Annotated in this window: 27 protein-coding genes and 1 tRNA gene; 10 read left to right on the top strand and 18 right to left on the bottom strand. The window is 68.9% G+C overall.

The window, feature by feature from the left end; translation table 11 throughout:
* Positions 1–22 precede the first annotated feature (22 nt).
* Positions 23–1,234, top strand: coding sequence for a molybdopterin molybdotransferase MoeA (locus tag MYL53_RS03825; RefSeq protein ID WP_247852091.1), 1,212 nt, complete (start codon positions 23–25; stop codon positions 1,232–1,234).
* Here MYL53_RS03825 and MYL53_RS03820 read toward each other — a convergent pair.
* From MYL53_RS03820 to MYL53_RS03775, 10 genes are all read right to left on the bottom strand, one after another.
* Positions 1,184–1,813, bottom strand: coding sequence for an acyl carrier protein phosphodiesterase (locus tag MYL53_RS03820; RefSeq protein WP_247852090.1), 630 nt, complete (start codon positions 1,811–1,813; stop codon positions 1,184–1,186). The genes MYL53_RS03825 and MYL53_RS03820 overlap by 51 nt on opposite strands.
* Before the next feature lie 10 nt (positions 1,814–1,823).
* On the bottom strand, positions 1,824–2,177 hold the full coding sequence (locus MYL53_RS03815; protein WP_247852089.1) for a TusE/DsrC/DsvC family sulfur relay protein: 354 nt from the start codon (positions 2,175–2,177) through the stop codon (positions 1,824–1,826).
* Between the two features lie 2 nt (positions 2,178–2,179).
* Positions 2,180–2,470, bottom strand: coding sequence for a sulfurtransferase complex subunit TusB (gene tusB / locus MYL53_RS03810; RefSeq protein ID WP_247852088.1), 291 nt, complete (start codon positions 2,468–2,470; stop codon positions 2,180–2,182).
* A gap of 21 nt (positions 2,471–2,491) precedes the next feature.
* Entirely contained in the window at positions 2,492–2,872 is a 381-nt protein-coding gene (gene tusC, locus MYL53_RS03805) for a sulfurtransferase complex subunit TusC (RefSeq protein WP_247852087.1), read from the bottom strand.
* Positions 2,873–2,885: 13 nt separating this feature from the next.
* Positions 2,886–3,278, bottom strand: coding sequence for a sulfurtransferase complex subunit TusD (gene tusD, locus MYL53_RS03800; RefSeq protein ID WP_247852086.1), 393 nt, complete (start codon positions 3,276–3,278; stop codon positions 2,886–2,888).
* A gap of 70 nt (positions 3,279–3,348) precedes the next feature.
* On the bottom strand, positions 3,349–4,017 hold the full coding sequence (locus tag MYL53_RS03795) for a Bax inhibitor-1/YccA family protein (RefSeq protein ID WP_247852085.1): 669 nt from the start codon (positions 4,015–4,017) through the stop codon (positions 3,349–3,351).
* A 180-nt stretch (positions 4,018–4,197) separates the two neighbouring features.
* Positions 4,198–4,287: transfer RNA gene (locus MYL53_RS03790), tRNA-Ser, on the bottom strand.
* A gap of 115 nt (positions 4,288–4,402) precedes the next feature.
* Positions 4,403–4,990: a recombinase family protein gene (locus tag MYL53_RS03785; protein WP_247852084.1), complete on the bottom strand. Its 588-nt coding sequence runs from the start codon at positions 4,988–4,990 to the stop codon at positions 4,403–4,405.
* Between the two features lie 279 nt (positions 4,991–5,269).
* The gene (locus tag MYL53_RS03780) at positions 5,270–5,428 is read right to left on the bottom strand and encodes a YqaE/Pmp3 family membrane protein (RefSeq protein ID WP_247852083.1); all 159 of its coding nucleotides are present in this window, start codon (positions 5,426–5,428) and stop codon (positions 5,270–5,272) included.
* Positions 5,429–5,736: 308 nt separating this feature from the next.
* Positions 5,737–7,443: a potassium/proton antiporter gene (locus tag MYL53_RS03775; protein ID WP_247852082.1), complete on the bottom strand. Its 1,707-nt coding sequence runs from the start codon at positions 7,441–7,443 to the stop codon at positions 5,737–5,739.
* Positions 7,444–7,621: 178 nt separating this feature from the next.
* Between MYL53_RS03775 and MYL53_RS03770 the strand changes: the two genes are divergently transcribed.
* Positions 7,622–8,800: an ABC transporter substrate-binding protein gene (locus tag MYL53_RS03770; RefSeq protein WP_247852081.1), complete on the top strand. Its 1,179-nt coding sequence runs from the start codon at positions 7,622–7,624 to the stop codon at positions 8,798–8,800.
* 41 nt (positions 8,801–8,841) lie between these two features.
* On the opposite strand, the gene MYL53_RS03765 is transcribed toward MYL53_RS03770, so the two are convergent.
* The 3 genes from MYL53_RS03765 to MYL53_RS03755 form a co-directional block, all read right to left on the bottom strand.
* Positions 8,842–9,618 carry an alpha/beta fold hydrolase gene (locus MYL53_RS03765; RefSeq protein WP_247852080.1) on the bottom strand — a complete coding sequence of 259 codons (777 nt, stop codon included), beginning with the start codon at positions 9,616–9,618 and terminating at the stop codon, positions 8,842–8,844.
* Between the two features lie 18 nt (positions 9,619–9,636).
* Complete coding sequence (locus tag MYL53_RS03760; protein WP_247852079.1) at positions 9,637–10,311, bottom strand: 7-cyano-7-deazaguanine/7-aminomethyl-7-deazaguanine transporter; 675 nt, start codon at positions 10,309–10,311, stop codon at positions 9,637–9,639.
* Positions 10,312–10,436: 125 nt separating this feature from the next.
* Positions 10,437–12,347, bottom strand: a complete 1,911-nt coding sequence (locus MYL53_RS03755; protein ID WP_247852078.1) for a propionyl-CoA synthetase — start codon at positions 12,345–12,347, stop codon at positions 10,437–10,439.
* Positions 12,348–12,668: 321 nt separating this feature from the next.
* On the opposite strand from MYL53_RS03755, the gene MYL53_RS03750 reads away from it, so the two are divergent.
* Entirely contained in the window at positions 12,669–12,986 is a 318-nt protein-coding gene (locus MYL53_RS03750; protein ID WP_247852077.1) for an ArsR/SmtB family transcription factor, read from the top strand.
* A gap of 14 nt (positions 12,987–13,000) precedes the next feature.
* Here MYL53_RS03750 and sohB read toward each other — a convergent pair whose 3' ends face one another.
* Positions 13,001–14,041 (bottom strand): protease SohB, encoded by a 1,041-nt coding sequence (sohB, locus tag MYL53_RS03745; protein ID WP_247852076.1) that lies wholly within the window; start codon positions 14,039–14,041, stop codon positions 13,001–13,003.
* A 180-nt stretch (positions 14,042–14,221) separates the two neighbouring features.
* Here sohB and MYL53_RS03740 point away from each other — a divergent pair, with 180 nt between their 5' ends.
* Positions 14,222–14,536, top strand: coding sequence for an SCP2 sterol-binding domain-containing protein (locus tag MYL53_RS03740; RefSeq protein WP_247852075.1), 315 nt, complete (start codon positions 14,222–14,224; stop codon positions 14,534–14,536).
* Between the two features lie 75 nt (positions 14,537–14,611).
* Here MYL53_RS03740 and nudC read toward each other — a convergent pair whose 3' ends face one another.
* From nudC to MYL53_RS03720, 4 genes are read right to left on the bottom strand one after another with little or no spacing between them, the layout of a single operon-like run.
* A complete protein-coding gene (gene nudC, locus MYL53_RS03735) occupies positions 14,612–15,382 on the bottom strand; it encodes an NAD(+) diphosphatase (protein WP_247852074.1) in 771 nt (256 codons plus the stop codon).
* Positions 15,382–16,140 carry a DNA polymerase III subunit epsilon gene (gene dnaQ / locus MYL53_RS03730; protein WP_247852073.1) on the bottom strand — a complete coding sequence of 253 codons (759 nt, stop codon included), beginning with the start codon at positions 16,138–16,140 and terminating at the stop codon, positions 15,382–15,384. The genes nudC and dnaQ overlap by 1 nt, the downstream gene beginning before the upstream one ends.
* A 41-nt stretch (positions 16,141–16,181) precedes the next feature.
* Positions 16,182–16,625 carry a ribonuclease HI gene (gene rnhA, locus MYL53_RS03725; protein WP_282103410.1) on the bottom strand — a complete coding sequence of 148 codons (444 nt, stop codon included), beginning with the start codon at positions 16,623–16,625 and terminating at the stop codon, positions 16,182–16,184.
* A gap of 23 nt (positions 16,626–16,648) precedes the next feature.
* Complete coding sequence (locus MYL53_RS03720) at positions 16,649–17,416, bottom strand: methyltransferase domain-containing protein (RefSeq protein WP_247852071.1); 768 nt, start codon at positions 17,414–17,416, stop codon at positions 16,649–16,651.
* Between the two features lie 101 nt (positions 17,417–17,517).
* Here MYL53_RS03720 and gloB point away from each other — a divergent pair, with 101 nt between their 5' ends.
* The 6 genes from gloB to MYL53_RS03690 all read left to right on the top strand — a co-directional run bounded on the left by gloB (position 17,518) and on the right by MYL53_RS03690 (position 25,334).
* Positions 17,518–18,285: a hydroxyacylglutathione hydrolase gene (gloB, locus tag MYL53_RS03715; protein WP_247852070.1), complete on the top strand. Its 768-nt coding sequence runs from the start codon at positions 17,518–17,520 to the stop codon at positions 18,283–18,285.
* A 67-nt stretch (positions 18,286–18,352) separates the two neighbouring features.
* Positions 18,353–19,534 carry a transglycosylase SLT domain-containing protein gene (locus MYL53_RS03710; protein WP_247852069.1) on the top strand — a complete coding sequence of 394 codons (1,182 nt, stop codon included), beginning with the start codon at positions 18,353–18,355 and terminating at the stop codon, positions 19,532–19,534.
* 41 nt (positions 19,535–19,575) lie between these two features.
* The gene (locus tag MYL53_RS03705; protein WP_247852068.1) at positions 19,576–21,396 is read left to right on the top strand and encodes an extracellular solute-binding protein; all 1,821 of its coding nucleotides are present in this window, start codon (positions 19,576–19,578) and stop codon (positions 21,394–21,396) included.
* Positions 21,397–21,544: 148 nt separating this feature from the next.
* Positions 21,545–22,621, top strand: coding sequence for a microcin C ABC transporter permease YejB (locus tag MYL53_RS03700; protein WP_247852067.1), 1,077 nt, complete (start codon positions 21,545–21,547; stop codon positions 22,619–22,621).
* A 2-nt stretch (positions 22,622–22,623) separates the two neighbouring features.
* Positions 22,624–23,721 (top strand): ABC transporter permease, encoded by a 1,098-nt coding sequence (locus MYL53_RS03695; RefSeq protein ID WP_247852066.1) that lies wholly within the window; start codon positions 22,624–22,626, stop codon positions 23,719–23,721.
* Entirely contained in the window at positions 23,718–25,334 is a 1,617-nt protein-coding gene (locus tag MYL53_RS03690) for an ABC transporter ATP-binding protein (RefSeq protein WP_247852065.1), read from the top strand. The genes MYL53_RS03695 and MYL53_RS03690 overlap by 4 nt, the downstream gene beginning before the upstream one ends.
* Positions 25,335–25,374 lie beyond the last annotated feature (40 nt).

Genomic DNA, 25,374 nt, shown 5'->3' with positions numbered 1-25,374 from the left:
GTCATCCCCGAGCGAGGCCAGCATGGCTGAGCTCAAGCCCGTCGAGGCGGCGCTGGAGGCGCTGCTGGCCGACGTGACGCCGGTCGAGGGCGAGCGCCTGGTGGTCACCGATGCCGCGGGGCGCGTGCTGGCCGAGGCGGTTACCGCGCGACTCGACGTGCCGCCCTTCGACAACAGCGCCATGGACGGCTATGCCCTGCATCACGCCGACGCCGGCCGCTGGCTGCCGGTGAGTCAGCGCATCGCCGCCGGAGCGCCGGCCGCGCCGCTCGAGCGGGGCCAGTGCGCGCGCATCTTCACCGGCGGCGAGATCCCGCCCGGGGCCGACTGCGTGGTGATGCAGGAGAAGGTCGAGGTGGACGGCGACCGGGCCCGGATGCCCGAGCACGTGCCGGCAGGCGACAACCTGCGCCGTCGCGGCCGCGACGTGGCGGCCGGAAGCCCGCTGCTGGCCGCCGGCACCCGGCTCGACGCCGCCGCACTCGGCCATCTCGCCGGCCAGGGCATCACCGAGGTCACGCTTCGGCGGCGGCCGCGGGTCGCGCTGCTCTCCACCGGCGACGAGATCGTCGATCCGGGCCGGCCGCTGGCGCCGGGCCAGATCTACAACACCAACCGCCCGATGCTTGCGACGCTGCTCGAACGCTTCGGCGCCGAGGTGGTGATGACCGCCGCGGTGCCGGACGACGCCTCGAGCACGCGACGCCTGCTCGGCGAGGCCGTCGAGGTCGCCGACGTGGTGATTACCACCGGCGGCGTCAGCGTGGGGGAAGAGGATCACGTGCGCGGTGCGGTCGAGGCCCTGGGGCGGCTCGATCTGTGGCGGCTGGCGCTGCGCCCCGGCAAGCCGCTGGCGCTGGGCCGGCTGTCCGGCTCCGATGCCGGCGGCGGGGCGCGCTTCGTCGGCCTGCCGGGCAACCCGGTCTCGAGCTATGTGGGCGCCTGGCTGTTCCTGCGCCCGCTGCTGGGCGCGCTGCTGGGCTGTCCCGCCATGGGATCGCTGCCGGCGCTGAACGCCCGCGCCGCCTTCTCCACTCGCACCGGGCCTCGCCAGCACTACATGCGCGTGACGCTGAACTTCGGCGCCGATGACATCGAGGCCCATGCGTTCGAGGATCAGAACTCCGGGGTGCTCTCGTCTTGCGTCGGCGCCGACGCCCTGGCGGTGATCCCGCCCGAGGCGTCAGTGGCGCCGGGCGATGCGGTCCGCTGCCTGTGGCTGCGCGTCGACTGAGCCCGGGGCGTCCGCCTCGAGCGGCACGTCGAGACGCGCCTCGATGTCCGGCCACAGCCGGGTGAAGGCCTCGTCCAGCGCCAGATAGTCGCGCTCTAGCCAGGGCAGCAGTGCGGCGAGGCGGTTGGGGCCCGAGAGCCGGCGTCCCAGCCCCGCCACCGCGCGGCAGGTGAAGCGGAAATCGGCATAGCCACGCAGCCAGTCCTGGCGCACCAGCGCCGGCATCATCGTGGCCAGCCGAGCCGGCGCCGGGCGATCATCCAGCAGCCGATAGCAGCGCGCGACCAGCCAGTCGCGCTCGGCGACGGTCAGCCGGCGCGCGAGGCAGTGATCCCACATCAGATCCAGGGCGATGCCGGCCACGCGGCGTCCGTCGCGCGGCGCCCGGGCCTTGACCTCGAGCAGCACCGGATGGCGATCGATGAAGGCGTCGACCCGACGATGGTGGCGAATGCCCGCCGCCACGTCAGGCTCCCAGGCGTCGAGATCGATGCCCTTGACCCCATCGGCGATCAGGCTGCCGTAGAGGAAGTCGTCGCTGCCGCCGCGAGCGAGCCAGCCGTGGGCCAGGAAGTTCATGGGAAGCGCCTCACAGGCAGTTGGTCGGCTTGGGCAGTCCGGCCAGCCGCGCCGCGCGCTTGGCGGGGCTGCCGGGGAACAGCCGCATCAGGTGCATCGAACGGCCCTTGTCGGGGCCCAGCTCGCGCCCCACCGCCTTGACCAGCGGCCGCATGGCCGGCGCCATCTCGTATTTGGCATGGAAGGCGCGCAGCACCTCGAGCACCTCCCAGTGCTCGGCGTCCAGCGCGATGCCCTCCTCTTCGGCCAGCGCCTCGGCCACCGCCGGCGACCACTGATCGAGATCGACCAGATAGCCTTCGGGATCGAGGCCGATGCTGTCATTGGAGACGGTAAGATAACGGTATACTTCTGTGCTTGCCATGCTCAGTACCAGCTCAGAGTGTGTTCGGCTTCCTCGGTCAGCTGGACGAAGCCGTCGACGTCGACCACCTGCACCGAGGCGTCACAGCGGCCCAGCAGCCCGCGCGCCTCGAGATCCTCACGCAGCGCATAGAGGCGCCCCGGAATCGCCTCGAAGTGGCGTACCAGCTGCGGCAGTCCGCCCTGCACGCCGTCCTCGATCAGCAGCAGGCGATCCTCGGGACCCATGGCGGCCAGCGCCTGCTCGTGCACGCGGTAGCTGGCCGGCGAGCGGTTCACGATATGGAGTTTCATGGTATCGGGCTCCCGACCAGGCTAGAAAGTGAGCACGCGCGGGTGCTTTCGGACCGCCTCGGCGATCGCCCCGGCCTCCAGCGCACGGGGCGCGAGCATCAGCTCGTCGGCATCGAGACCGAAGCGCGAAAGCGCCTCGGCCTCGACCCACAGCGTCTCGATATCATACATCTCCAGCATCTCGAGCGTGGGCGCGGTGCCCTTCTGACCCAGCGCCCCGGCCGTCTGGTCCTCGACCAGGGCCGTGACGCCCTCGCCCATGAACAGCAGCGAGACCTCGGTGCCGAAGGCGGCGGCCACCAGGGCGACGTCCAGGCCCTCGCGCAGCCAGCTGCTGCCGTGGGGCGCATGACGCAGGATCACCAGCAGATCGCCGGCGAGCGGTTCGTGTTCGTCACTCATGTCGCTATCTTCCTCAGGGCCCGAAGGTCACCAGCCGGTCGCAGCGCTGGCTCAGGTCGACCAGCTGGCCGACGCCGGTCAGCTCGAAGGGCGCCTCGACGCTGTGCCCCGCCTTGCCATGGCGGGCCGCCTCGCGCTCGTCCATCAGGCCGCGACGCAGCGCCGCGGCGATGCACACCTGGAGCGCCACGCCCTGTTCTTCATGCAACGCCACCCAGCCGTCGGCCAGATGCGGCTCGTCCTGGGGCGGCGCCGACAGGCGCGCGGCGTTGTAGACCCCGTCGTGGTAGAAGAACACCGCCTCCAGGCGGTGTCCTCGCGCCAGCAGCGCCCGGGCGAATCGCAGCGCCGAGTGGCTGGCCTGATCGCTGTAGGGAGACCCCATCAGCAGGATCGCGTAGCGCATATCATCCTCTCAGAAACAGGCTGGCCCCGCCGAAGCGGGGCCAGCAATTCTCGCATCGCCGCGGCTGGCGTCAATCCTGGCTCATGATGCCGAGCAGGGACAGCAGGCTGATGAAGAGATTGTAGATCGACACGTAGAGGGTGATGGTGGCGAGAATGTAGTTGGTCTCGCCGGCCCGGTGCACGATCTCGCTGGTCTGGTAGAGGATGGTCGCGGAGGCGAACAGCACGAAGCCGGCGGACACCATCAGCGACAGCGCCGGAATCTGGAAGAACAGCCCGGCCAGCATGGCCAGCACCAGCACGATGGCGCCAGCCATCAGGAAGTTGGCCAGGAAGCTGAAGTCCTTGCGCGTGACCAGCGCCACGGCCGAGAGGCCGAAGAAGGTCAGGCCGGTCAGGCCCAGCGCGGTCATGATCAGCTGGGCACCGTTGGGCAGTGTCAGGTAGGCACTGAGGATCGGCCCCAGGGTGAAGCCCATGAAGCCGGTAAAGGCGAAGGTCGCCAGCAGGCCCATGGCGGAGTTGGCGGTCTTGTGGACCAGGAACATCAGGCCATAGGCGCCGATGAAGAAGACCAGAATGTTCATCTGCTGAATGCCGAGGGCCATGGCGGCCCCGGCCGTGACGGCGGAGAACAGCAGGGTCATCGCCAGCAGGCCATAGGTGTTGCGCAGGACCTTGTTGGCGCTGACGGCACTCGTCTGTTGCGTCGTCGTTCGCATGTCTTGGTAAGCCATCGATCCAAAGCTCCGTGTGGTTGATCTTGGCGATATCCAACAGGATGCCGCCTGCACGGCAGTGACGCAAGTTTCGACCCGACACGCTTGTCACCCTGTGGAGACACGAACGAGGCTTTCGCGACCCACCACAAAACGAAAAAGGGGACCAGCCTAAGCTGGTCCCCTTTAAGAAGAAGGTGGCGGAGGGACAGGGATTCGAACCCTGGGTAGGCTCTCACCTACGCCGGTTTTCAAGACCGGTGCATTCAACCGCTCTGCCATCCCTCCGGCTCACGGCGCATATACTACCAATCTTTCTGTTTTGGTCAAGAGTTTCATGCGATCAATGTGTTATCGCATTCCCCGGAGACGCCAAGCGGCATGATCGGCGCGGCCCCGGGGTTCAGCTCTCGCTCGTCGTTCGCCTGTTCCAGTGGCGCTTGATCGTGGCGATGCTCAGCCCGGAGCGCGCCGCTGCGGCCGACTGACTGAGCCCATCCGCCTTGAGCGCCTGCACCTTCTCGGTAGTCGCGACGGCCACGGGGCGCCCGAGCGCCTTGCCCCGACGCCTGGCCCGCGCCAGCCCTTCTCGGGTGCGCTCGGCGATGCGCTGACGCTCGAAGTCGGCGAAGGCCTCGAACACCCGGAAGACCAGCCGCCCCTCATCGCTCGCCAGGTCGGGCACCGGCAGATCGAGCGACACCACCCGAACGCCGGCCTCGGAGAGGCGGGCCACGTTTCGCTGCAGGTCGATGCCGTCCCGCCCGAGCCGATCCAGCGCCAGCACCACCAGGGTGTCGCCGGGCTCCAGCTTGTGTTCGACCAGGGTACGGAAGGCCGGTCGTTCCATCGCCGGAACGGCGCCGCTCACGGACTCGCTGATCGCGCGATAGGACGCGATTCGGTAGTTGGCGGCCTCCATGGTCGCGAGCTGATCGTCGAGTGTCGGCTCGGCGACACCGACCCGGCAATAGGCGAAGGTTCTTCCCATGTGATGGCTCTCTCGAAGACTGCTGGCATCCCAGCGCGATGCATCAGATCACGCCAATGATTCAAATATCCCTTATTTAGTGATACTAGCAATAAGCGGAAATATTGGCATCATCAAATCGACATTCACCTTTTTTGACACCATTTGGCAAGCATGCCCGATGAGCGCGCGGTCACGCCAATCAGGCCGCCAGAGGGCAGAACGCATGGATACGGAGAAGGGGCGGCCAATGCCGCCCCTTCTCTCGTCTTGCCTACCACTTTGCTCAGCGCGCCTCGACTAGCGCCTGGCGATGATCCAGACCGCGTGGACGATGCCGGGGATGTAGCCCAGCAGGGTCAGCAGGATATTGATCCAGAAATGCAGGCCGAAGCCGACCTGGAGAAAGACCCCCACCGGGGGAAGCAGAATCGCCAACAGAATGCGTATCAGGTCCATCAGAATGCTCCTTGTGTCGATCACCGTGCATCATCGCCGCGTCGCGACCACGCATGCCTCATGAAAAAACGTTCAATTTCCCGCGCGAGCGGTCGATAGGGACATCACCCCTGACAACTCACCAACGCATGGGAGACAGCTTGTCGTTCCTCACCGAGTATGGCATCTGGATCGCCAGCGCCGCATCACTGATCGGCGCTATCGTGATCTGGAGAATCGCCAAGGCCAAAGAATCATCAGATACCCCTTGACCCTCCTGCCGGCCGCCGACGGTTCACGTCCTCGGCGGCCGGCGCTCGATCCCGCCGTCAGTAAAGCCTCAGCCCCACCCGCGTCACCCGGTTGCCGTCCATCTCGTTGACGACCCAGTGGATGCCATGCCAATCGACGTCATCGCCCACCACCGGATGCCCGCCGACGCGCAGCGAGATGAAGTCGGCCAGCGTCATGTCGTGCTCACCGGGGCTCAGCGTCAGGCCATAGGCATCGGCGATATCGCCCAGCCGCGCGTCGCCGTTGAAGTTGAAGGCGCCGAAGAAGGCGCGTTCGCGCTTGAGCGTGGCGTCACCGTTGAACAGCCGATTGAGCGCCGGCAGATCGTCGCCGCGGCCGATCACGCACAGCACGTCGCCACGGCTCAGTCGCGTGCTGCCCTTGGGATGCAGCATGGTGCCGTCGCGAAACAGCGAGGCGATCATCGCGCCGGAGGGGAAGCGCAGCAGCCGAATCGGCACGTCCTCGAGATCGATGCTCTCCACGCGATAGACGAACATCTCGTAGTCGTTGGCGGGCTGGATCCCCAGCGGGCCGCGCCGCTTGGGCGTCACGCTGGGCGGCAGCTCGACCTTGAGGCGTTTCGCCATCCACGGCAGCGAACCGCCCTGGATCAACAGCGACAGCAGCACCACCGCGAAGGCGACGTTGAAGTAGAGCGAGGCATTCTCGACCCCGCCGATGACCGGAAAGATCGCCAGCACGATCGGCACCGCCCCGCGCAGCCCGACCCAGGCGATGAAGCCCACCTCACGCCAGCGAAAGCGGAAGAACGGCTTGATGGCGATCAGCACCGCCAGCGGGCGAGCGACGAAGATCAAGGCCAGGGCCACGCCCGCGGCGGGCAGCGCGTAGGTCATCATCTCGCTGGGATTGACCAGCAGGCCCAGCACCAGGAACAGGCCGATCTGGCTGAGCCAGGCCAGGCCGTCGTGCACCGGCAGGATGAAGTTGAGGTGGCGCCCGGGGCGATTGCCGATCATCAGGCCGGTCAGATAGATGGCCAGGAAGCCGCTGCCGCCCAGCGCGCTGGTCGCCCCGAACACGCAGAAGCCGAGCGCCAGCGCCAGCAATGAATAGAGCCCGGGGGCCAGATCCACCCAGCTGATCAGCCGCGCGATCAGCCAGCCGGCCCCCAGGCCCAGCGCGATGCCGACGCCGAACTGCTGCAGGAAGAACAGGGTCGTGTCGAGCCAGCCGCCGATGTCGCCGACCAGCACTTCCACCAGCATCAGGGTGAGGAAGATCGCCATCGGATCGTTGGTGCCCGACTCGATCTCCAGCGTCGCCCCGACCCGCTCGTTGAGGTTGATGCCGCGCCCGCCCAGCATCGAGAACACCGCCGCGGCGTCGGTGGAACCCACGATGGCGCCCACCAGCAGCCCCTGCACCAGGCTGAGCCCGAACACCCACATGGCGATCAGGCCGACCAGCGCGCTGGTCACGAACACCCCGATGGTCGCCAGCGACAGCGCCGGCTTGAAGCCGACGCGGAAGGTCTTCAGCCGGGTACGCAGGCCGCCGTCGAGCAGGATCATCGCCAGCGCCAGATGGCCGATCAGGAAGGCCAGCGGGTAGTCGTCGAAGGCGATGCCGAGCACGCCCTCCTCGCCCGCCAGCATGCCGAGCCCCAGGAACAGCAGCAGCAGGGGCACGCCCACCAGCGTGGACAGCCGGCTGGCCAGCACGCTCAGCGCGATCAGAAAACCGCTGAGCAGAAAGAGGGTGTTGATCGTGTCCATGGCGTCCTGCCTCAGAAAGTTATCCCAGTATCTCACGGCCCACGAGGCGCCGCGACGCCCGGCGCCACGTTGACGGCCAAGCTGGTCAGGCGGGACCCGACGCCGATAGACTAGGCGCGTCTTTCCCCTTGCCCGGGGCTCTCATCGCCCTTTCCCGGGCATCGCTGGAGCCGTTGACATGCTGTCATTCATTCGCCGCCCGGCCCGATCGCACGCCTGGGGCATGCTGGTCCTGGCGCTCGGCCTGCCCGCGCTGCCCCCGCTCGGCCACGCCGCCCCGGAGGCGCCAGAAGGCGGCTATCCGCCGCTCGGCACCGAGGTCATGGTCCCCGACCTGGGGCTGACCGGGCCGCCGGCCACCGCCGAGGATCCGCTGGCCGCCTTCGAGGACGGCCCAAGCGGGCCGACCGTGGACACGCCCACGCGCCCCACCGCCCCGGCCGTGGCCGTAGGCCCCGCCGAGCCCATCGCCCCGCCGCCGGTGACGCATCTCTCGCTGATGCTCGACTGGTACCCGAGCCCGCGGCACGCCGCGCTGTTCGTGGCCCGCCGGCTCGACCTGTTCGCCGAGCGCGGCCTGGACGTCGACATCCAGACCCCAGCCGACCCCGACGTGCCGATCAAGCTGCTGGTGACCTCGCGGGTCGACCTGGCGCTGACGCGCCAGCCGCTGCTGCACCTGATGGTCGATCAGGGCAAGCCGCTGATCCGGGTGGCCACCCTGGTCGGCCTGCCGCTCGCCTCGCTGGTGCTCGACGACAGCATCGACATCGCCTCGCTGTCCGGCAAGCGCATCGGCCACGCCGATCAGGACGCCGATACCGTGCTGCTGGCCAGCCTGCTGCATCAGCAGGAGCTGTCACGCGATGACCTGGACAGCCCCGCCCTGCACTTCCGCCTGGAGCAGGCCATGCGCGAGGAGCGCGTGGATGGCGTGATCGGCGCCGTGCGTTATCTGCTGCCGCGCGCGCTGGCCGACGACGGCATCTCGACCGCGACCTACACCAGCGAAGACATGGGCGTGCCGCGCTACGACGGCCTGATCCTGGTCGCCAACCGAGACCACCTGGCCCAGCAGCGGGACGCCATCGTCCGGCTGGTGGGCGCGCTGGAAGAAGCCACCGCCTGGATCGTCGAGCATCCGGACGAGAGCTGGGCGCTGCTGGCCCAGGCCGAGCCCGCGCTGGACACGCCGACCAACCGCGCCGCCTGGCCCGAGGCCATGGCGCGCCTGAGCCTGACACCCTCGGCCCTGCACGACGGCCGCTACGCCGGCTTCGAGCGCTTCCTGGCCGACCGTCACCTGGTCTCGAGCGTGACCCCGGTCGATCGCCTGGCGGTCGACCTCGAGCGCTGACGCGACGCCGGCCCGGCCCGGCGTCGGCGTCAGCGTCGGCGTCAGTCGGGCTGGCGGGCCAGGAAGTCGTTGACCGTCGCCTGAAACTCCTCGGGCCGCTCGGCGTGCAGCCAGTGACCCGCGTCCAGGGTCTCGAGCTCGGCGTTCGGCAGCACCTCGCGCAGTGCCGGCAGCATGGCATCGGTCACGTAGGGTGAGCGGCTGCCGCGCACCACCAGGGTCGGCCCTTCGAAGGCGCCCTCACCGTCCGGTTCGCCGCTGATCGAGGCATAGTCCTCGGCGATCTGGTCCAGTCCGACTCGCACCGTCATGCCGTCCTCGCCACGCACCAGGTTGGTGGCCAGGAACAGCCGCGTGGTGCGTTCGTCGATGAAATCCGCCATCAGCGCATCGGCCTCGCGACGGCCGGCAGGCCGCTCGTCGCGCACGCGCCGCAGCGCACCGAGCTCGCTGTCGTGGCCGTGGCCGTAGGCCTGGGGGGCGACATCGGCGACGATCAGCGACGCCAGCCGCTCGGGCGCCAGCCGCGCCAGGGTGATCGCCACCTTGCCGCCCATGGAGTGCCCCAGCACGTGCGCCTTCGGCACCTCCAGGCGATCCAGCAGCGCCAGCACGTCGCGCGCCATGTCGGCGTAGCCCATGCCGGGGGCGTGCGGCGAGCGGCCGTGGTTGCGCAGGTCCACCGCAATCACCCGATGCAGCTCCTGCCATTTCTTGATGTGCGAGCGCCAGTTGTCGGCGCTGCCCAGCAGGCCGTGGATGACCACCAGCGGCGTGCCGTCGCCGCCGGTATCGACATGATGGAGGGCGAGGGTCATGGGAAACTCCTTGAGGATTTAGCGGGCCTGCTCCGGGGCCAGGTCGCGCTCACCGGTGAAGGCCACCAGCCGGCGCGTCAGCCAGCCCAGCAGCACGCCGTAGAGCGGCAGGAAGAAGGCCAGGCTGATGCCCAGCTTGATGCCGTAGTCCACCCAGGCGATCTCCGGCCAGTGGGCGGCCATGAAGGCATCGGGGCCATGATGGAAGGCGATCGAGAAGAAGGCGAAGGTGTCGGCCAGGTTGCCGAACAGCGTCGACAGCGCCGGCGCCACCCACCAGGCCTTGAGCCGGCGCAGGCGGTCGAAGACGGTGACGTCGAGCAGCTGGCCGATCACATAGGCCATGAAACTGGCCAGCGCGATGCGCGCCACGAACAGGTTCCACTCGCCCAGCGCCTCGAACCCGGCGAAGCCGCCGCGGGGAAACACCACCGAGACGACGTAGGAAATCACCAGCGCCGGAAACATCACCCGCAGGATGATGGCCCGGGCCGGCTCCTTGCCGAACAGCCGCACGGTCAGGTCGGTGGCCAGAAAGATGAAGGGAAAGCTGAACGCCCCCCAGGTGGTATGCAGCCCGAACAGGCTGAAGGGCAGCTGCACCAGGTAGTTGCTGGCGGTGATGACGAGGATATGGAAGGCGACCAGCCACATCAGGCAGCGGCGGGTCTGGGCGGCGGTAAGCGCGAACATCGGACACCTTTTTGGCGGGAGGGGTGAGGGAACCCTCATCGAATGACAGCCGGCACCCCGGCGAACGGTCGCGAATTATACGCGCCCGCCTGCCGGGGGCCAAACCCGCCGCCGTGCCCGCCGCCCTACTGCTGGTGCGCCTTGTCGGCACTGCCCAGCGAGCGTGCCACCATCGCCTCGTGCACATCATCGAGGCTGGCCGGGTCGTCGATGGTCGAGGGCACCCCGTAGGCCTCGCCGTCGGCGATATGGCGCAGCAGCTTGCGCAGGATCTTGCCGGAGCGGGTCTTGGGCAGACGCTCCACCACCAGCACCTGCTTGAGGCAGGCCACCGGGCCGATCATCTCGCGCACCCGCTCGACCAGCTCGCGCTCCAGGGTCGCCTCATCGCCGTCGAAACCGTCCTTGGGAATCACCAGCCCCACCGGCACCTGACCCTTGAGCGCATCGTGAATGCCTATCACCGTGCACTCGGCCACCGCCGGATGGCCGCCCACCACCTCCTCCATCTCGCCGGTGGAGAGCCGGTGGCCGGCCACGTTGATGACGTCGTCGGTGCGACCCATGATGAACAGGTAGCCGTCCTCGTCCAGATAGCCCGCATCGCCGGTCAGGTAATAGCCGGGAAAGGCCGCCATGTAGGCGGCGTGGAAGCGCGCCGGATCGCGCCAGATGCCGGTCAGGCAGCCCGGCGGCAGCGGCTGCCTGATCATCACGCTGCCCTGCTCCAGGGCCGGCGCGTCGTGGCCGCCACGATCGAGGATGCGCACGTCGAAGCCCGGCACCGGCACCGTGGCCGACCCTGCCTTGGCCGGCATCGGTTCGAGCCCCAGCAGGTTGGCGGCGATCGGCCAGCCGGTCTCGGTCTGCCACCAGTGGTCGACCACCGGCACGTCCAGCATTCCCTTCAGCCAGTGGAAGGTCGGCGGGTCCAGCCGCTCCCCGGCCAGGAACAGCGCCTTGAGGCACGAGATATCGTATTCCCTCAGGAGACGTCCCTCCGGGTCCTCCTTCTTGATCGCCCGGAAGGCGGTCGGTGCGGTGAAGAAGGCCTTGACCCGATACTCGTCGATCAGCCGCCAGAAGGCTCCGGCATCCGGCGTGCGCACCGGCTTGCCTTCATAGACGACCGTGGTGCAGCCTCGCAGCAGCGGCGCGTAGACGATATAGGAATGCCCCACGACCCAGCCCACGTCAGAGGCCGAGAAGAACACCTCGCCCGGCGCCATGTCGTAGATCGCTTCCATCGAATAGTGCAGCGCCACGCCATAGCCGCCGGTGTCGCGCACCACGCCCTTGGGCTTGCCGGTGGTGCCGGAGGTGTAGAGCACGTAGAGCGGATCGGTGGCCGTGACCGGCACGCACTCGGCCGGCGCCGCCGCGGCCTCCAGCGTCGCCCAGTCATGCACGCCCTCGCCGAGCTCGGCCGGACACTGCTCGCGCTGCAGGATCACGCAGGCCTCGGGCCGGTGGGCACTCTGCGCCAGGGCGGCCTGGACGATCGGCTGATAGGGCAGTACCCGGTCGACCTCGATGCCGCAGGAGGCCGCGATCACCACCCTGGGTTCGGCGTCCTCGATGCGCACGGCCAGCTCGTGGGGCGCGAAGCCGCCGAACACCACCGAGTGCACGGCCCCCAGCCGGGCACAGGCCAGCATGGCGATCGCCGCCTCCGGCACCATCGGCAGATAGATGACCACGCGGTCGCCCTTCCCGACCCCGAGCTCGCGCAGCGCCCCGGCGAAGCGCGCCACCCGGTCGCGCAGCTCGGCATAGGTGTAGCGCCGTTTGCCGCCGCTGACCGGCGAGTCCCACAGCAGCGCGGCCTGCTCGCCGCGTCCCTGCTCGATGTGGTGGTCGAGGGCCGCATGGCAGAGGTTGAGCTCGCCGTCGCCGTACCAGCGGGCGTGACCCTGATCGTCGTACTCGAGGATGCACGTGGGCGGGGTGACCCAGGGCAGGCGCTCGGCCTGCTCGGCCCAGAAGGCCTCGGGGTGTTCGATGGAACGCTGATATTCGCTGCGGTAGGTGGACATGGGACGCCTGCCTGTTCAATGGATATCGCCACAATTGTTGACACCCTAGAACAGGGAAACGCCAAAAACCTCATACGAAGGGTGAATCTTCGACAAATGGACCACGCACCGCGCCACGTTGTCGACAAAAACCACAGAAAGTGGCCGCCATGCCCGTGGGGATCGCCACACTGAACTATTATTGAGTAATGACTGAATCAGAAAAGGCGGGCAGTGCCGTACACGATGGCACGGCGCCCCACGACGAACCCCGGGGGCTTGCCAGCGGCAAGGAAGGGGCACCGACTGCCCCCTGACAGACAGCACGAGGGGTGACACACCATGAGCACTACCGAAGGCCAGGCGGCGAGCCTGCTAGAGGGCGGAGATGGCGTCATCGACCGCGCCAGCGCCCTGCTCAAGGCGATGGCCAACGACAACCGACTGCGCATCCTGTGCCTGCTGGACGGCCAGGAGCTGTCGGTCACCGAGCTCAACCAGCAGCTGGCACTGAGCCAGTCCGCCCTGTCGCAGCACCTCGCCATCCTGCGGCGCGAGCACCTCGTCAGCACCCGCCGCGCCTCGCAGACCATCTACTATTCGCTCAACGGCGACAGAGCGAGGACCCTGCTCGCGGCCCTCGCCCGGATGGCGCTCTAACCGAGCCGCGCGGCTCAGCGCTTCTGCCAGCCGCGCGCCTCCAGACTCTCGACGACGCGTTCGACACCGCGTTCCACGCCGTGCGAGACCGACATCCCCAGGCGCTCCGGCAAAGACTGGCGTCGCTCCAGGCGCAACGACACCACCCGGGCCTCGCCCATACGCTCGACGAGATAGGCCTCGCTGGTGCCGATCTCGTCGGCCAGCCCGCGGGACAGCGCCTGCTGACCGTACCAGCTCTCGCCGGTGGCCACCGCCTCGATGTCCAGGCCCGGGCGACGCTCGGCCACGTAATGCTTGAACAGCCCGTGTACGTTTTCGAGATCTTCCAGGAATTTCTCGCGCCCTTCCTCGGTGTTCTCGCCGAACACCGTCAGGGTGCGCTTGTAGCGACCCGCGGTCAGCACCTCCACGTCGACGTCGTGCCGCTTGAGCAGCCGATGCAGGTTGGGCACCTGGGCGACCACGCCGATCGAGCCCAGCACCGCGAAGGGCGCGACCCGCAGCCGGTCGGCGCAGCAGGCCATCAGATAGCCACCGCTGGCCGCCACCTTGTCGACGCACACCGTGGTGGATAGCCCCGCCTGGCGCAGGCGGTCGAGTTCGGCGGCGGCGTGGCCGTAGGCGTGCACCAGCCCGCCCGGCGACTCCAGGCGCACCACCACCTCGTCCTTCTCGCCGGCCACGTCCAGCACCGCCGAGACCTCCTCGGCGAAGCGCCCGGTGGCGCTGGCTTTCAGGTCGCCGTGGAAGTCCAGCACCCAGACCGTGCCGGCGGCTTCGGCCTCCTCATCGTCCTTGCGCTTGCCGCGCGCCTTGTCGTCGCGCCGAAACGCCTTCTGCAGCCGCTTGCGCGTCCCGGGCTCGCTGGCGGCCAGCTGCAGCCGGCGCCTGCGCCGACGACGGTGGCCGTTGAGCTCCTCGATCCGCAGCCGGACCTTTTCGCCCTCGCCGCCGCGTGCGCGCATCACCATCACCACGCCCAGGGTCACGATGACCACCACCGCCACCAGCTGGGCCAAGAACATGCCGAAATCCGTCAGCCACTCGTTCACCGCGTCTCTCCTTCCACCGTGTCTCTCCTTCGAGGTGTCAAACCGTCGTGGCGTCGATCGTCGCCGGGCAGGCCTTCATCCTGCCCAGCGGCGAAGGCCACGACAAGCCGGCCGACTTGATGGCACCGGCGCTTTTCCCTAATCTCGCGGGTCGATCTTTCACGTCTCCGGAGACCCCCGATGCCCGACAGCACCCTCGACAAGCTCCACGCCCGCTTCGACCCCGAGGCCGCCCGCGGCATGGACGAGGTGTTCCAGTTCCACTTCAGCGACAAGGGGGACTATCACCTGATCGTCCGCGACGGCGAGCTGGACGTGCGGGAAGGCGTTCACGAGGAGCCGTCGGTCAGCCTCAGCCTCAGCAGCGAGACCCTCAGGGGCGTGATGAGCGGCGAGATCAGCGGCATGAGCGCCGTGATGAGCGGCCGGCTCAAGGCCACCGGCAACGTCATGCTGGCCACCAAGCTCGGCAGCCTGTTTCCCCGCCGCGGCTGATTCGCCCTGACGATCGGTATTCCAACCGACATCCCAAGTGACTTCCCAAGCAGCTCCCCAAGTGCCCCAAGTGACCTATCTGGCGCCGACCTCGGCCAGGTGCGTCTCGATCAGCGCCCGCGAGATCGAATACGGCGGCGGCAGCTGGGGCAGCCGGCGCGGCGAGAACCAGGCGGCATCGCTGATCTCGTGACCGTCGATGCGAATGCGCCGGCTGGCCGCCTCGGCGAAGTAGCCGAGCATCAGCGAGTGCGGGAAGGGCCAGGCCTGGCTCTGGAAGTAGCGCAGCCGCCCCACGGTCAGCCCCACCTCCTCGAACACCTCGCGGCGCACCGCCTCCTCGGCGGATTCGCCCGGCTCGATGAAGCCCGCCAGCGTCGAGTAGCGCCCCGGCGGGAAGCGCGGGCTGCGCGCCAGCAGCAGCGACTCGCCGTGGGTCACCAGGGTGATGATGCACGGCGAGATGCGCGGATAGTTGCGATGGCCGCAGCGCTCGCAGTGCATGGCGAACTCGTGGTCGAGCCGCGAGGCCGGCGCGCCGCAGCTGCCGCAGAAACGGTGGTGACGCAGCCAGGCGCCGACCTGCAGCGCGGTGGAGAGCAGCGCGAACCAGGACTCCGGCAGCCGCGCCAGCCACTCGCGCCCCTCGATCCAGTCGTCGCCGGGCGCGTCTTCCACCGACAGCGCCACCGGTGCGTCGTGCCACCAGCACATCGGCTGCATGGCCGGCGTCCAGGGCTGCCAGGGCTGCAGCGGCCTCCCGTCCGGGCCCGGCGCGATGCGCCCGCGGGCCAGGCGAATCACCTGCCCGGCGGTTTCCTCATGGGGCAGCTCACGACGCAGCATCAGTTCGCCTCACGCCCGGGCCAGCCCTCCAGGGTGTCCCAGCGGCACTCGCCGCCGGCCTGACGCACGGTCGCCAGCTTGTCGCGATGGGCCTGCCATTCGGCCTCGTCCGGCGCCTGGACCGTCAGGCTGCCCGGCGTGAGCGACACGCGACGGATATTCAGCCCGCCGCCGGCCGCGGACTCGTCGCCGTCACCGGCATTGGCGTCCAGCGACAGCGCAGTCTGGCCGCCGGTCATCGCCAGGTAGACGTCGGCCAGGATCTCGGCGTCCAGCAGGGCGCCGTGCAGTACCCGGTGGCCGTTCTCGATGTCGTAGCGCTTGCACAGCGCATCGAGGTTGTTGCGCTGGCCGGGGTGCTTTTCCCGCGCCATCTGCAGGGTGTCGAGGATGCGGCAGTGATCGGCCACCGGCCCCAGGCGCGGCTCGCCGCGGGCCTGGTTCAGCATGCCGATTTCGTGGTCGATGAAGCCCACGTCGAAGGGCGCGTTGTGGATCACCAGCTCCGCGCCCTCGATGAAGGCCCAGAAGTCGTCGGCGATCTCGGCGAACAGCGGCTCGTCGGCGACCCGCTCGTCGGTGATGCCGTGTACCGCCACCGCCTCGGCGTCGATGCTGCGCTGCGGGTTGATGAACTGGTGATAGGTATTGCCTGTCAGCCGGCGATTGACCATCTCCACGGCGCCGATCTCGATCAGGCGATGGCCGTCGCGGGGGTCGATGCCGGTGGTCTCGGTATCCAGGATGATCTGGCGCATGGGACGTTACCTGTGGGTGATCGACGTTATAGGGGCGAGCATCAGGCCTTGGCCTGCATCTCGTCGATGGCCTGGTTGGCCAGGCTGTCAGCGCGCTCGTTGCCGGGGTGGCCGCTGTGGCCCTTGACCCAGTGCCACTCGACGCGGTGTCGCTGCGCTTCCTCGTGGAGTGCGCGCCACAGCTCGGCGTTCTTGACCGGCTGTTTGGAAGCGGTCTTCCAGCCGCGCTTGATCCAGCCGTGGATCCACTCGGTGATGCCGCGACGCAGGTATTCGGAGTCGGTCCACAGCTCGACGCGACACGGCCGGGTCAGCGCCTTCAGCGCCATGATGGCGGCCATCAGCTCCATGCGGTTGTTGGTGGTCTTCGGCTCGGCGCCCTTGAGCGGCTTCTCGTGGGGGCCGCTGCACAGAAGCGCACCCCAGCCGCCGGGGCCGGGATTCCCGCGGCAGGCGCCGTCGGTATAGATCGTCACGTCGGGCAACGCCCCGGACGGTGGTTGGTCTGTCACCCTTGATTACCTTCGTCGGTGGCGGACCGGCCGGACACGTTGCCCAGCGCCGAGCCGGCCAGCGGCGTCGGAAAGACCACCCGGCCGCGCCCAGGCTGGACCAGCTGCGACCGGCGCCGCGCATGAATCATGTAGCTGTCGCCCAGCGGCAGGTTGTGCCGGCGCCCGAAGGTCTCCAGCCGGGCGTTGCGGGCCAGGCCGCCGGGCAGGCGAAAGCCGCAGTAGTCTACCCGCTGGGCCTCGAAGTCGACAAACGCCAGCCAGTCGGCAAGCCGCCCGGGGGTGCGCCAGCGACCGCAACCGGGCAGCTCGCGACGCCGCCCCGGCAAGCAGCGTCGCCAGCCGCTGGGGCCGAACGGGTGCCAGCCGAACAGGATCAGGTGGCCGTCATCGGCGGTCACCCGGGCCGCCTCCTGCAACAGGTGGTGCGGATCGGGGGCGATCTCGAGCAGGTGATGCACCACCACCAGGCTCAGGCAGCCGTCGGGCAGCGGCAGGGCATCCAGGGGACATACCAGGGTGGCGTCGTCGGAGGCCAGTTCCCGGGTCGGCGCCCAGCGCAGCGCGTGGCGCACCGGACACATGTCGGCCAGGCCCGATGCCAGACCCAGCTCCAGCCCGTGGGGACCGAACCAGCGCTCGCAGAGCGGCCCCAGGCAGGCGCGCTGGGCCTGCCACACGCCCTGCCCGGCGGCGCCCGCCCAGTAGCGGCGCCCTTCGCGCACCCGCCGCGCCATGTGCATCGCATCCTGCGAATTTGACATGATCCGTTGATCTCTCCAGAGTACTCGATTTTGCAAAGACTCGATTCAAGGCGCCCACGGCTCGGACGATCCCAGGCCAAGGCGCGAGGACCCCTGAGCCCATGTTGAGCGTGACACCGATCCCCGCCTTTCGCGACAACTATATCTGGATGCTGCGGCAGGACACGAGCCCCGAGGTCTGTGTGGTGGATCCCGGCGATGCGACTCCGGTGATCGAGACCCTGGAGCGCGAGGGCCTGACCCTCGGCAGCATTCTCGTCACCCACCATCATCCGGATCACGTCGGTGGCCTGCCCGAGCTGATCCAGCGCTATGCGCCGCGAGTGATCGGTCCGCACAATCCCGGCATCGACGGCATCGACGAGCGTGTCGGCGCCGGCGACGAGGTGCGTGTGATCGGGCGCCTGTTCGAAGTCATCGAGGTCCCAGGCCATACCCTGGATCACATCGCCTTCTTCACCGCCGGCATACCGCCGCTGCTGTTCTGCGGCGACACCCTGTTCAGTGCCGGCTGTGGACGTCTGTTCGAAGGAACCCCGGAACAGATGCACGCCTCGCTGGCACGCCTCACAGCGCTGCCCGAGGACACTCTGGTGTTCGCGGCCCATGAATACACCCTGGCGAACCTCGCCTTCGCCAAGGCCGCCGACCCCGACAACCCCGATATCGACGCCGCCGAGCAGGAGTGCCGGCGGGCCCGGGAGCTCGAGCGCCCCACCCTGCCCAGCACCCTCGGGCGGGAACGGCGCATCAACCCTTTCCTGCGCTGCGACGACGCCGGCGTGCGCCGCGCGGCCGCCTCGCATGGCGACACCACCGACACGGTGACGACCTTCGCCACCCTGCGCGCCTGGAAAGACGACTTCTGAGACCCACCCGGCAACTCGCGTTGCCTGCCATGTCACGGCCGGCAACGCCCGCCCCGGAGGCCCCTGCATGACCTATCACACATCGCGCCGACGACTCCTCGGATTCGCCAGCACGATCGCCATGACCGGCGCCCTGATCGCCGGCGCCTACTCCAAGGCCTCGACCCTGCCCGCCGGGCAGCTGGGCGCCGATACGCCGAGCTTCGCCCCGGTCCATCGCGGCGAGCCGGCCGGCCGCCGCACCTTCTGGAGCCATCTGCAGCTGCAGCCGGCCGATGCCTGGTCGCGCCTGCGCGAGTCCTTCCAGTGGCAGGGCCAATGGCAGCACGGCGCCGGCCAGGCCCGCGTCCAGCACTGGATCGACGAATACAGCGCCAAGCCGCACAACGTCGCCGAGATCGCCGAGCGCGCCCGGCCCTGGCTGGCCTGGATCCTCGAACGCGTCGAGGAACGCGGCCTGCCCGGCGAGCTGGCGCTGGTGCCCTTCGTCGAAAGCTCCTTCGACCCCACGGCCCGCAGCCACTTCGGCGCCGCCGGCCTGTGGCAGATCATGCCGCGTACCGGCGACGCCCTGGGGCTCAACCGCTCGCGCAGCTGGGACGGCCGCCTCGACGTGGTGCGCTCGACCGACGCTGCGCTGGACTACATCGAGTACCAGGCCAAGCAGTGGTACCAGGGTGACATCGAGCTGTCGCTGGCCGCCTACAATGCCGGCGCCGGCACCGTGAATCGCGCCAAGCGCCGCGCCCTGGCCAGGGGCCATCGCGGCAGCTACTGGGATCTCGACCTCCCCCGGGAGACCATGGACTACATCCCCAAGCTGCTGGCGATCTCCGCCATCATCGGCGATCCAGAGCGCTACGGCGTCACGCTGCCCGAGATCGAGGGCTCCCCAGCCTTCGAGCGCGTGCCGGTGACCCGCACCGTGCGCCTCGGCGAGGCGGCCAGGCTGGCCGGCGTGCCGACCGGCCAGCTGGCCGCCCTCAACCCGGGCCTGCGTGGCGACATCGCCCGCCCCGGGCAGGTCCGCGAGCTGCTGGTACCCGCCGAGGGCGCCGAGCCGCTGCTGGCGGCCCTGGATCGACCGACGCCGGCCGGCTCAGAGGTCCACGTCGTGCAGCGCGGCGACACCCTCTCGGCCATCGCCTCCGAGCACGCCGTGGCGGTCGCCGACCTGGCCCGCTGGAACGGTCTCGACAGCCCCAACGCTTTACAACCCGGCCAGCAGCTGACACTTTCCGGTAGATAATAGGGGGCCTCGCCCCCGCTCTGGTACAAGGATGCTGACCGATGCGATCGATCGTGCTGCTGACGGCGGCCCTGGGGGCGACGCCCGCCCTGGCCGCGGATCCGGCTGACGTGCCCACGCGCCACGCCCTGGCGCTCTACGGCGACCCGGCACTGCCGGCGAACTTCGACCACTTCCCTTACGTCAATCCCGATGCCCCCACGGGCGGCACCCTGACACGCGGCGCCAACGGCAGCTTCGACTCCACCAATCCGTTCATCGTCCAGGGCACCCCGGCTGCTGGCCTGAGCGCCATCTTCGACACCCTGATGGTGGCCAATCCCGACGAGCCCTTCACCATGTACGGCCTGCTGGCCGAGGGCGTGCGCCTCGACCCGGACCGCCAGTGGATCGAATTCGACCTCGATCCGGATGCCCGCTTCCACGACGGCGAACCGGTCACCGCGGAAGACGTGATCTTCAGCTTCGAGACCCTCACCGAGAAGGCCCAGCCGTTCTACGCCGCCTACTATGCCGACGTCAGCGACGTGCGGGCGGTCGACGAAGACACCGTGCACTTCGACCTCGCCGCCGGCGAGTCCCGCGAACTGCCGCTGATTCTCGGCCAGCTGCCGATCCTGCCGGCCCATTACTGGGAAGGCCGCGACTTCGAGCGCCCCACCCGTGACTCCCTGCTCGGCTCCGGCCCGTACCGCATCGCCGAGGTCGACCCCGGCCGACGCATCGTCTATCAGCGCGTCGACGACTACTGGGGCCGCAACCTGCCCGTGAATCGCGGCCGCCATAACATCGGCCGACTGGTCTATGACTACTACCGCGACCAGACCGTGGCGCTGGAGGCCTTCAAGGCCGGCAACCTCGACATGCGGATCGAGTCCAGCGCCCGCAACTGGGCCACCGCCTACGACTTCCCCGCCGCCGAAAACGGCTTCGTCACTCGCCTCGAGGTGCCCGACGGCCAGCCCGCCGGCATGCAGGCCTACGTCATGAACCTGCGCCGCGACAAGTTCCAGGACGTAAGGGTGCGCGAGGCGCTGAATCTGGCCTTCGACTTCGACTGGCTCAACCAGAACCTCTTCTACGGCGCCTATGAGCGCACCCACAGCTACTTCGAGAACTCCGAGATGGCCGCCGAGGGCCCGCCGAGTGACGCCGAGCTTTCCCTGCTTGAACCGTATCGCGACGCGCTTCCCGAGCGCGTGTTCGACGCCTCGCTGCCCATCGAGCAGCCGCGGGACATGCGCGCCCGCCTGCGCAAGGCGCTGAGCCTGCTGCACGACGCCGGCTATGAAAACACCGACGACGGCACCCTGGTCAACGCCGAGACCGGCCGGCCGTTGACGCTCGAGGTGCTGCTCTACGACACCCAGTTCGAGCGCGTGGTGCAGCCGCTGCTGCGCAACCTCTCGCGGCTCGGCGTGAAGGGCGACATCCGCATCGTCGACGTCAATCAGTATCTCAACCGGCTGCGCGACTTCGACTTCGACATGGTGGTGGGCGGCTTTCCGCAGTCCGCCAATCCGGGCAACGAGCAGCGCGAGTTCTGGGGCAGCGAGTACGCCGACGCGCCCCAGAGCCGCAACCTGATCGGGCTGGCCGACCCGGCGATCGACGCCCTGGTCGACGATCTGATCGCCGCCGACACCCGCGAGGCGCTGGATACCGCCGCCCGGGCCCTCGACCGCGTGCTGCGCTGGGGCTTCTACGTCATCCCGCAGTGGCACCTGGACAGCACCCGCATCGCGCTGTGGGACAAGTTCGGCTGGAAGGAGCCGTTCCCCGAGTACAATCTCGACCTCGACGCCTGGTGGGTCGACCCCGAGCGCGGCGCCGAGATCGAGGCACGCCAGCGGAATCGCTGAGTGGGTGTGAGGGGAGGATGGAGTGAGGGGTGAGGAGTGATGTGTGAGCCGCGCCAGCGATGGGGCATATTCCTCCTCACGCCTTACACCACTCCCCTCACCTTTTTCTCCCGTGCGACATCCGGACACTCATAGCTAAGGACACGCCGTGGCCGCCTATGTCTTGCGCCGCATCCTGCTGATGATCCCCACCCTGCTGGGGATCATGCTGCTCAACTTCCTGATCGTGCAGGCCGCTCCTGGCGGCCCCATCGACCAGATGCTGGCCCGCTTCGAGGGCCTGTCGACCCAGGCCAGCACCCGCCTCGAGGGCGGCGGCGGCGACAGCGCCGGCGGTGGTGGCGAATCCCGCGGCGCCCGCGGCGTGCCGCAGCAATACATCGACCGCCTCGAGACCCAGTTCGGCTTCGACGAGCCGGCCTACCAGCGCTTCCTCGACATGCTCGTCGACTACGCTACCTTCGACCTGGGCGAGAGCTTCTTCCGCGGCGAGCCGGTCACCAAGCTGATGCTCGAGCGGCTGCCGGTGTCGATCTCACTGGGCCTGTGGACCACGCTGCTGGTCTATCTGATCTCGATCCCGCTGGGCATCCGCAAGGCGCTGCGTCACGGATCGCGCTTCGACGTCTGGAGCTCGGGCCTGGTGATCGTCGGCTACGCCATCCCGGGCTTTTTGTTCGCGATACTCTTGATCGTGCTGTTCGCCGGCGGCAGCTACTGGGACGTGTTCCCGCTGCGCGGCCTGACCTCGCCGGACTTCGGCGAGCTCTCCGCCTGGGGCAAGGTCAAGGACTACTTCTGGCACATCAGCCTGCCGGTGCTGGCGTCGGCGATCGGCAGCTTCGCCACCCTGACCATGCTGACCAAGAACAGCTTCCTCGACGAGATCCACAAGCAGTACGTGCTGACCGCCCGCGCCAAGGGCGCCAGCGACCGCCGCGTGCTCTACGGCCACGTGTTCCGCAACGCCATGCTGATCATCATCGCCGGGCTGCCCTCGGCGCTGGTGGCGATCTTCTTCACCGGCTCGCTGCTGATCGAGGTGATCTTCTCGCTCAACGGTCTGGGCCTGCTGGGCTTCGAGGCGGTGATGCAGCGCGACTATCCGGTGATCTTCGGCACCCTGTATCTCTACACCCTGATCGGGCTGATCCTGAAGCTGGTCTCGGATCTGACCTACGTGTGGGTCGATCCCCGCATCGACTTCGAGACCCGGGAGTCCTGAGCATGGCACTGAGCGAGCGTTTCTCCCCCATCACCCGCCGCCGGCTGGCGGTGTTCCGCGGCAATCCCCGCGCGCGCCTGTCGCTGTGGCTGTTCATGGCGCTGTTCGTGGTCAGCCTCGGCGCCGAGCTGGTGGCCAACGACCGGCCGCTGCTGGTGAGCTACCAGGGCCAGTGGTACGCGCCGCTGATCGTCGACTACCCGGACAGCGAGTTCGGCGGCTTCCTGCCCACCCCGGCCGACTATCGCGACCCCTATACCCGCGAGGCGATCGAGGCCGACGGCTGGATGCTGTGGCCGCCGATCCCGTTCTCCTACGACACCCTCGATCAGGAACTCGACCATCCGGCGCCCTCGCCGCCCGATGCCCGCCACTGGCTGGGCACCGACGATCAGGGCCGCGACGTGCTGGCCCGGGTGATCTACGGCTTCCGCCTGTCGGTGGTGTTCGCCCTGGTGCTGACCGCCGGCTCGCTGGCCCTGGGCGTGATCATCGGCGGCGTGCAGGGCTACTTCGGCGGCAAGGTGGACCTGATCGGCCAGCGCCTGATCGAGATCTGGTCCGGCCTGCCGGTGCTGTTCCTGCTGATCATCCTGGCCAGCCTGGTCGAGCCCAACCTGTGGTGGCTGCTCGGCATCATGCTGCTGTTCTCCTGGCTGGGGCTGGTCGACGTGGTGCGCGCCGAGTTCCTGCGCGCCCGCAACCTGGAATACGTGCGCGCCGCCAAGGCCATGGGCCTACCGTCACGGATCATCATGCGCCGCCACGTGCTGCCCAACGCCATGGTCGCCACCCTGACCTTCATCCCGTTCCTGTTCACCGGCGCCATCACCACCCTCACCGCCCTGGACTTCCTCGGCTTCGGCCTGCCGCCTGGCTCGCCGTCGCTGGGCGAGCTGGTGGCCCAGGGCAAGAACAACCTGCAGGCGCCGTGGCTCGGCATCACCGCCTTCCTGACCCTGGCGGTGATGCTGTCGCTGCTGGTGTTCATCGGCGAGGGGCTGCGTGACGCCTTCGATCCGCGCCACATCCAGCACGCCCGCGGCCGGACCGAGCCGGCCGACAGCGAGCGCCAGACCGCCACCGGGAGCGCCAGATGAGCGACGAGCCCCTGCTTCGCCTCGAGAACCTGACCATCGCCTTCGACGACGCGCCGGTGGTCGAGGGGCTGTCGCTGGAGGTGCGCCGCGGCGAGACCCTGGCGCTGGTCGGCGAGTCCGGCTCCGGCAAGTCGGTGTCGGCGCTCGGCGCCCTGGGCCTGCTGCCGCCCGGGACCCACGTCAGCGGCGCGCGTCGGTTCGGCGACACCGACCTCACGCGGCTCTCGACCCGCGACTGGCGGGCGCTGCGTGGCGGCCGGGTCGGCTTCGTGTTCCAGGAGCCGATGACCTCGCTCAATCCGCTGCACACCGTGGCCCGCCAGATCGGCGAGACCCTGCGCCTGCACCAGGGCCTGCGGGGGGCGGCCGCACGCCGGCGTGCCCGCGAGCTGCTCGAGCAGGTCCGGCTGCCCCGCGCCGAGGAGCTGCTCGACGCCTGGCCCCACCAGCTCTCCGGCGGCCAGCGCCAGCGGGTGATGATCGCCATGGCCATCGCCAACAACCCCAGGCTGCTGATCGCCGACGAGCCGACCACCGCGCTGGACGTCACCGTGCAGCAGGAGATCCTGGCGCTGCTGGCCGAGCTGCGCGATGCCCACGGCATGGGCATGCTGTTCATCACCCACGACCTCAACCTGGTGCGCCGCCACGCCGACCGTGTCTGCGTCATGCGCCACGGCCGGATGCAGGAGACCGGCCCGGTGTCGCGGGTGTTCGAGGCCCCCGAGAGCGCCTATACCCGGGAGCTGCTGGCCGCCGATCCCACCGGGCGCCCCGAGCCGGTCGGCGATCGGACGCCGCTGCTTCAGGCGCGCGGGCTGGGCATCCGCTTCCAGCGGCCGAAGAAGCTGTTCAGCCGCCGCCCGCCGGCCTTCGAGGCGGTCAAGCCGCTGGACCTCGCGGTCGCGCCGGGCGAGACGCTGGGTATCGTCGGCGAATCCGGCTCCGGCAAGACCACCCTGGCGCTGGCGCTGCTGCGCCTGCAGCAGAGCCACGGCGAGATCGAATTCGACGGCGAGCGTCTCGACACCCTGCACGGCGAGGCCCTGCGCCGCCAGCGGCGGCGGCTGCAGGTGGTGTTCCAGGACCCCTACGGCTCGCTGTCGCCGCGCATGCCGGTGGCCGATATCGTCAGCGAGGGGCTGCGCTTCCACCATCCCGAGCTGGACGACGCCGAGGTCGACCGCCGCGTGCGCGACACCCTGCGCGAGGTCGGCCTGCCCGAGGAATGCGGCGCCCGCTACCCGCACGAGTTCTCCGGCGGCCAGCGCCAGCGCATCGCCGTGGCCCGGGCGGTCATTCTCGAACCGTCGCTGCTGGTGCTCGACGAGCCAACCTCGGCGCTCGACCGCACCGTGCAGAAGCAGCTGGTGACCCTGCTGCGCGAACTGCAGCGCAAGCGCGGGCTCAGCTACCTGTTCATCAGCCACGATCTGGCCGTGGTACGCGCCATGGCCCATCGCTTGCTGGTGCTGAAGGACGGCGAGGTCGTCGAACAGGGCGACTGTGAAGCCGTGCTGAGCCGGCCGACCACCGACTACACCCGCGCCCTGGTCGAGGCCGCCGGGCTGTCGTCAATACCGTCTTCAACGCCGCCGCCCTTCTCCGCCTGACGACTTTCGTGTTCCGGGCCGGACGACTGGCTGAGCGAGA

The organism is Halomonas getboli (genome assembly GCF_023094245.1).
GTDB classification, from domain to species: domain Bacteria; phylum Pseudomonadota; class Gammaproteobacteria; order Pseudomonadales; family Halomonadaceae; genus Halomonas; species Halomonas getboli.
Note: the sequence above shows the minus strand (reverse complement) of the source record. Positions and strands in the feature narration are given on the sequence as shown.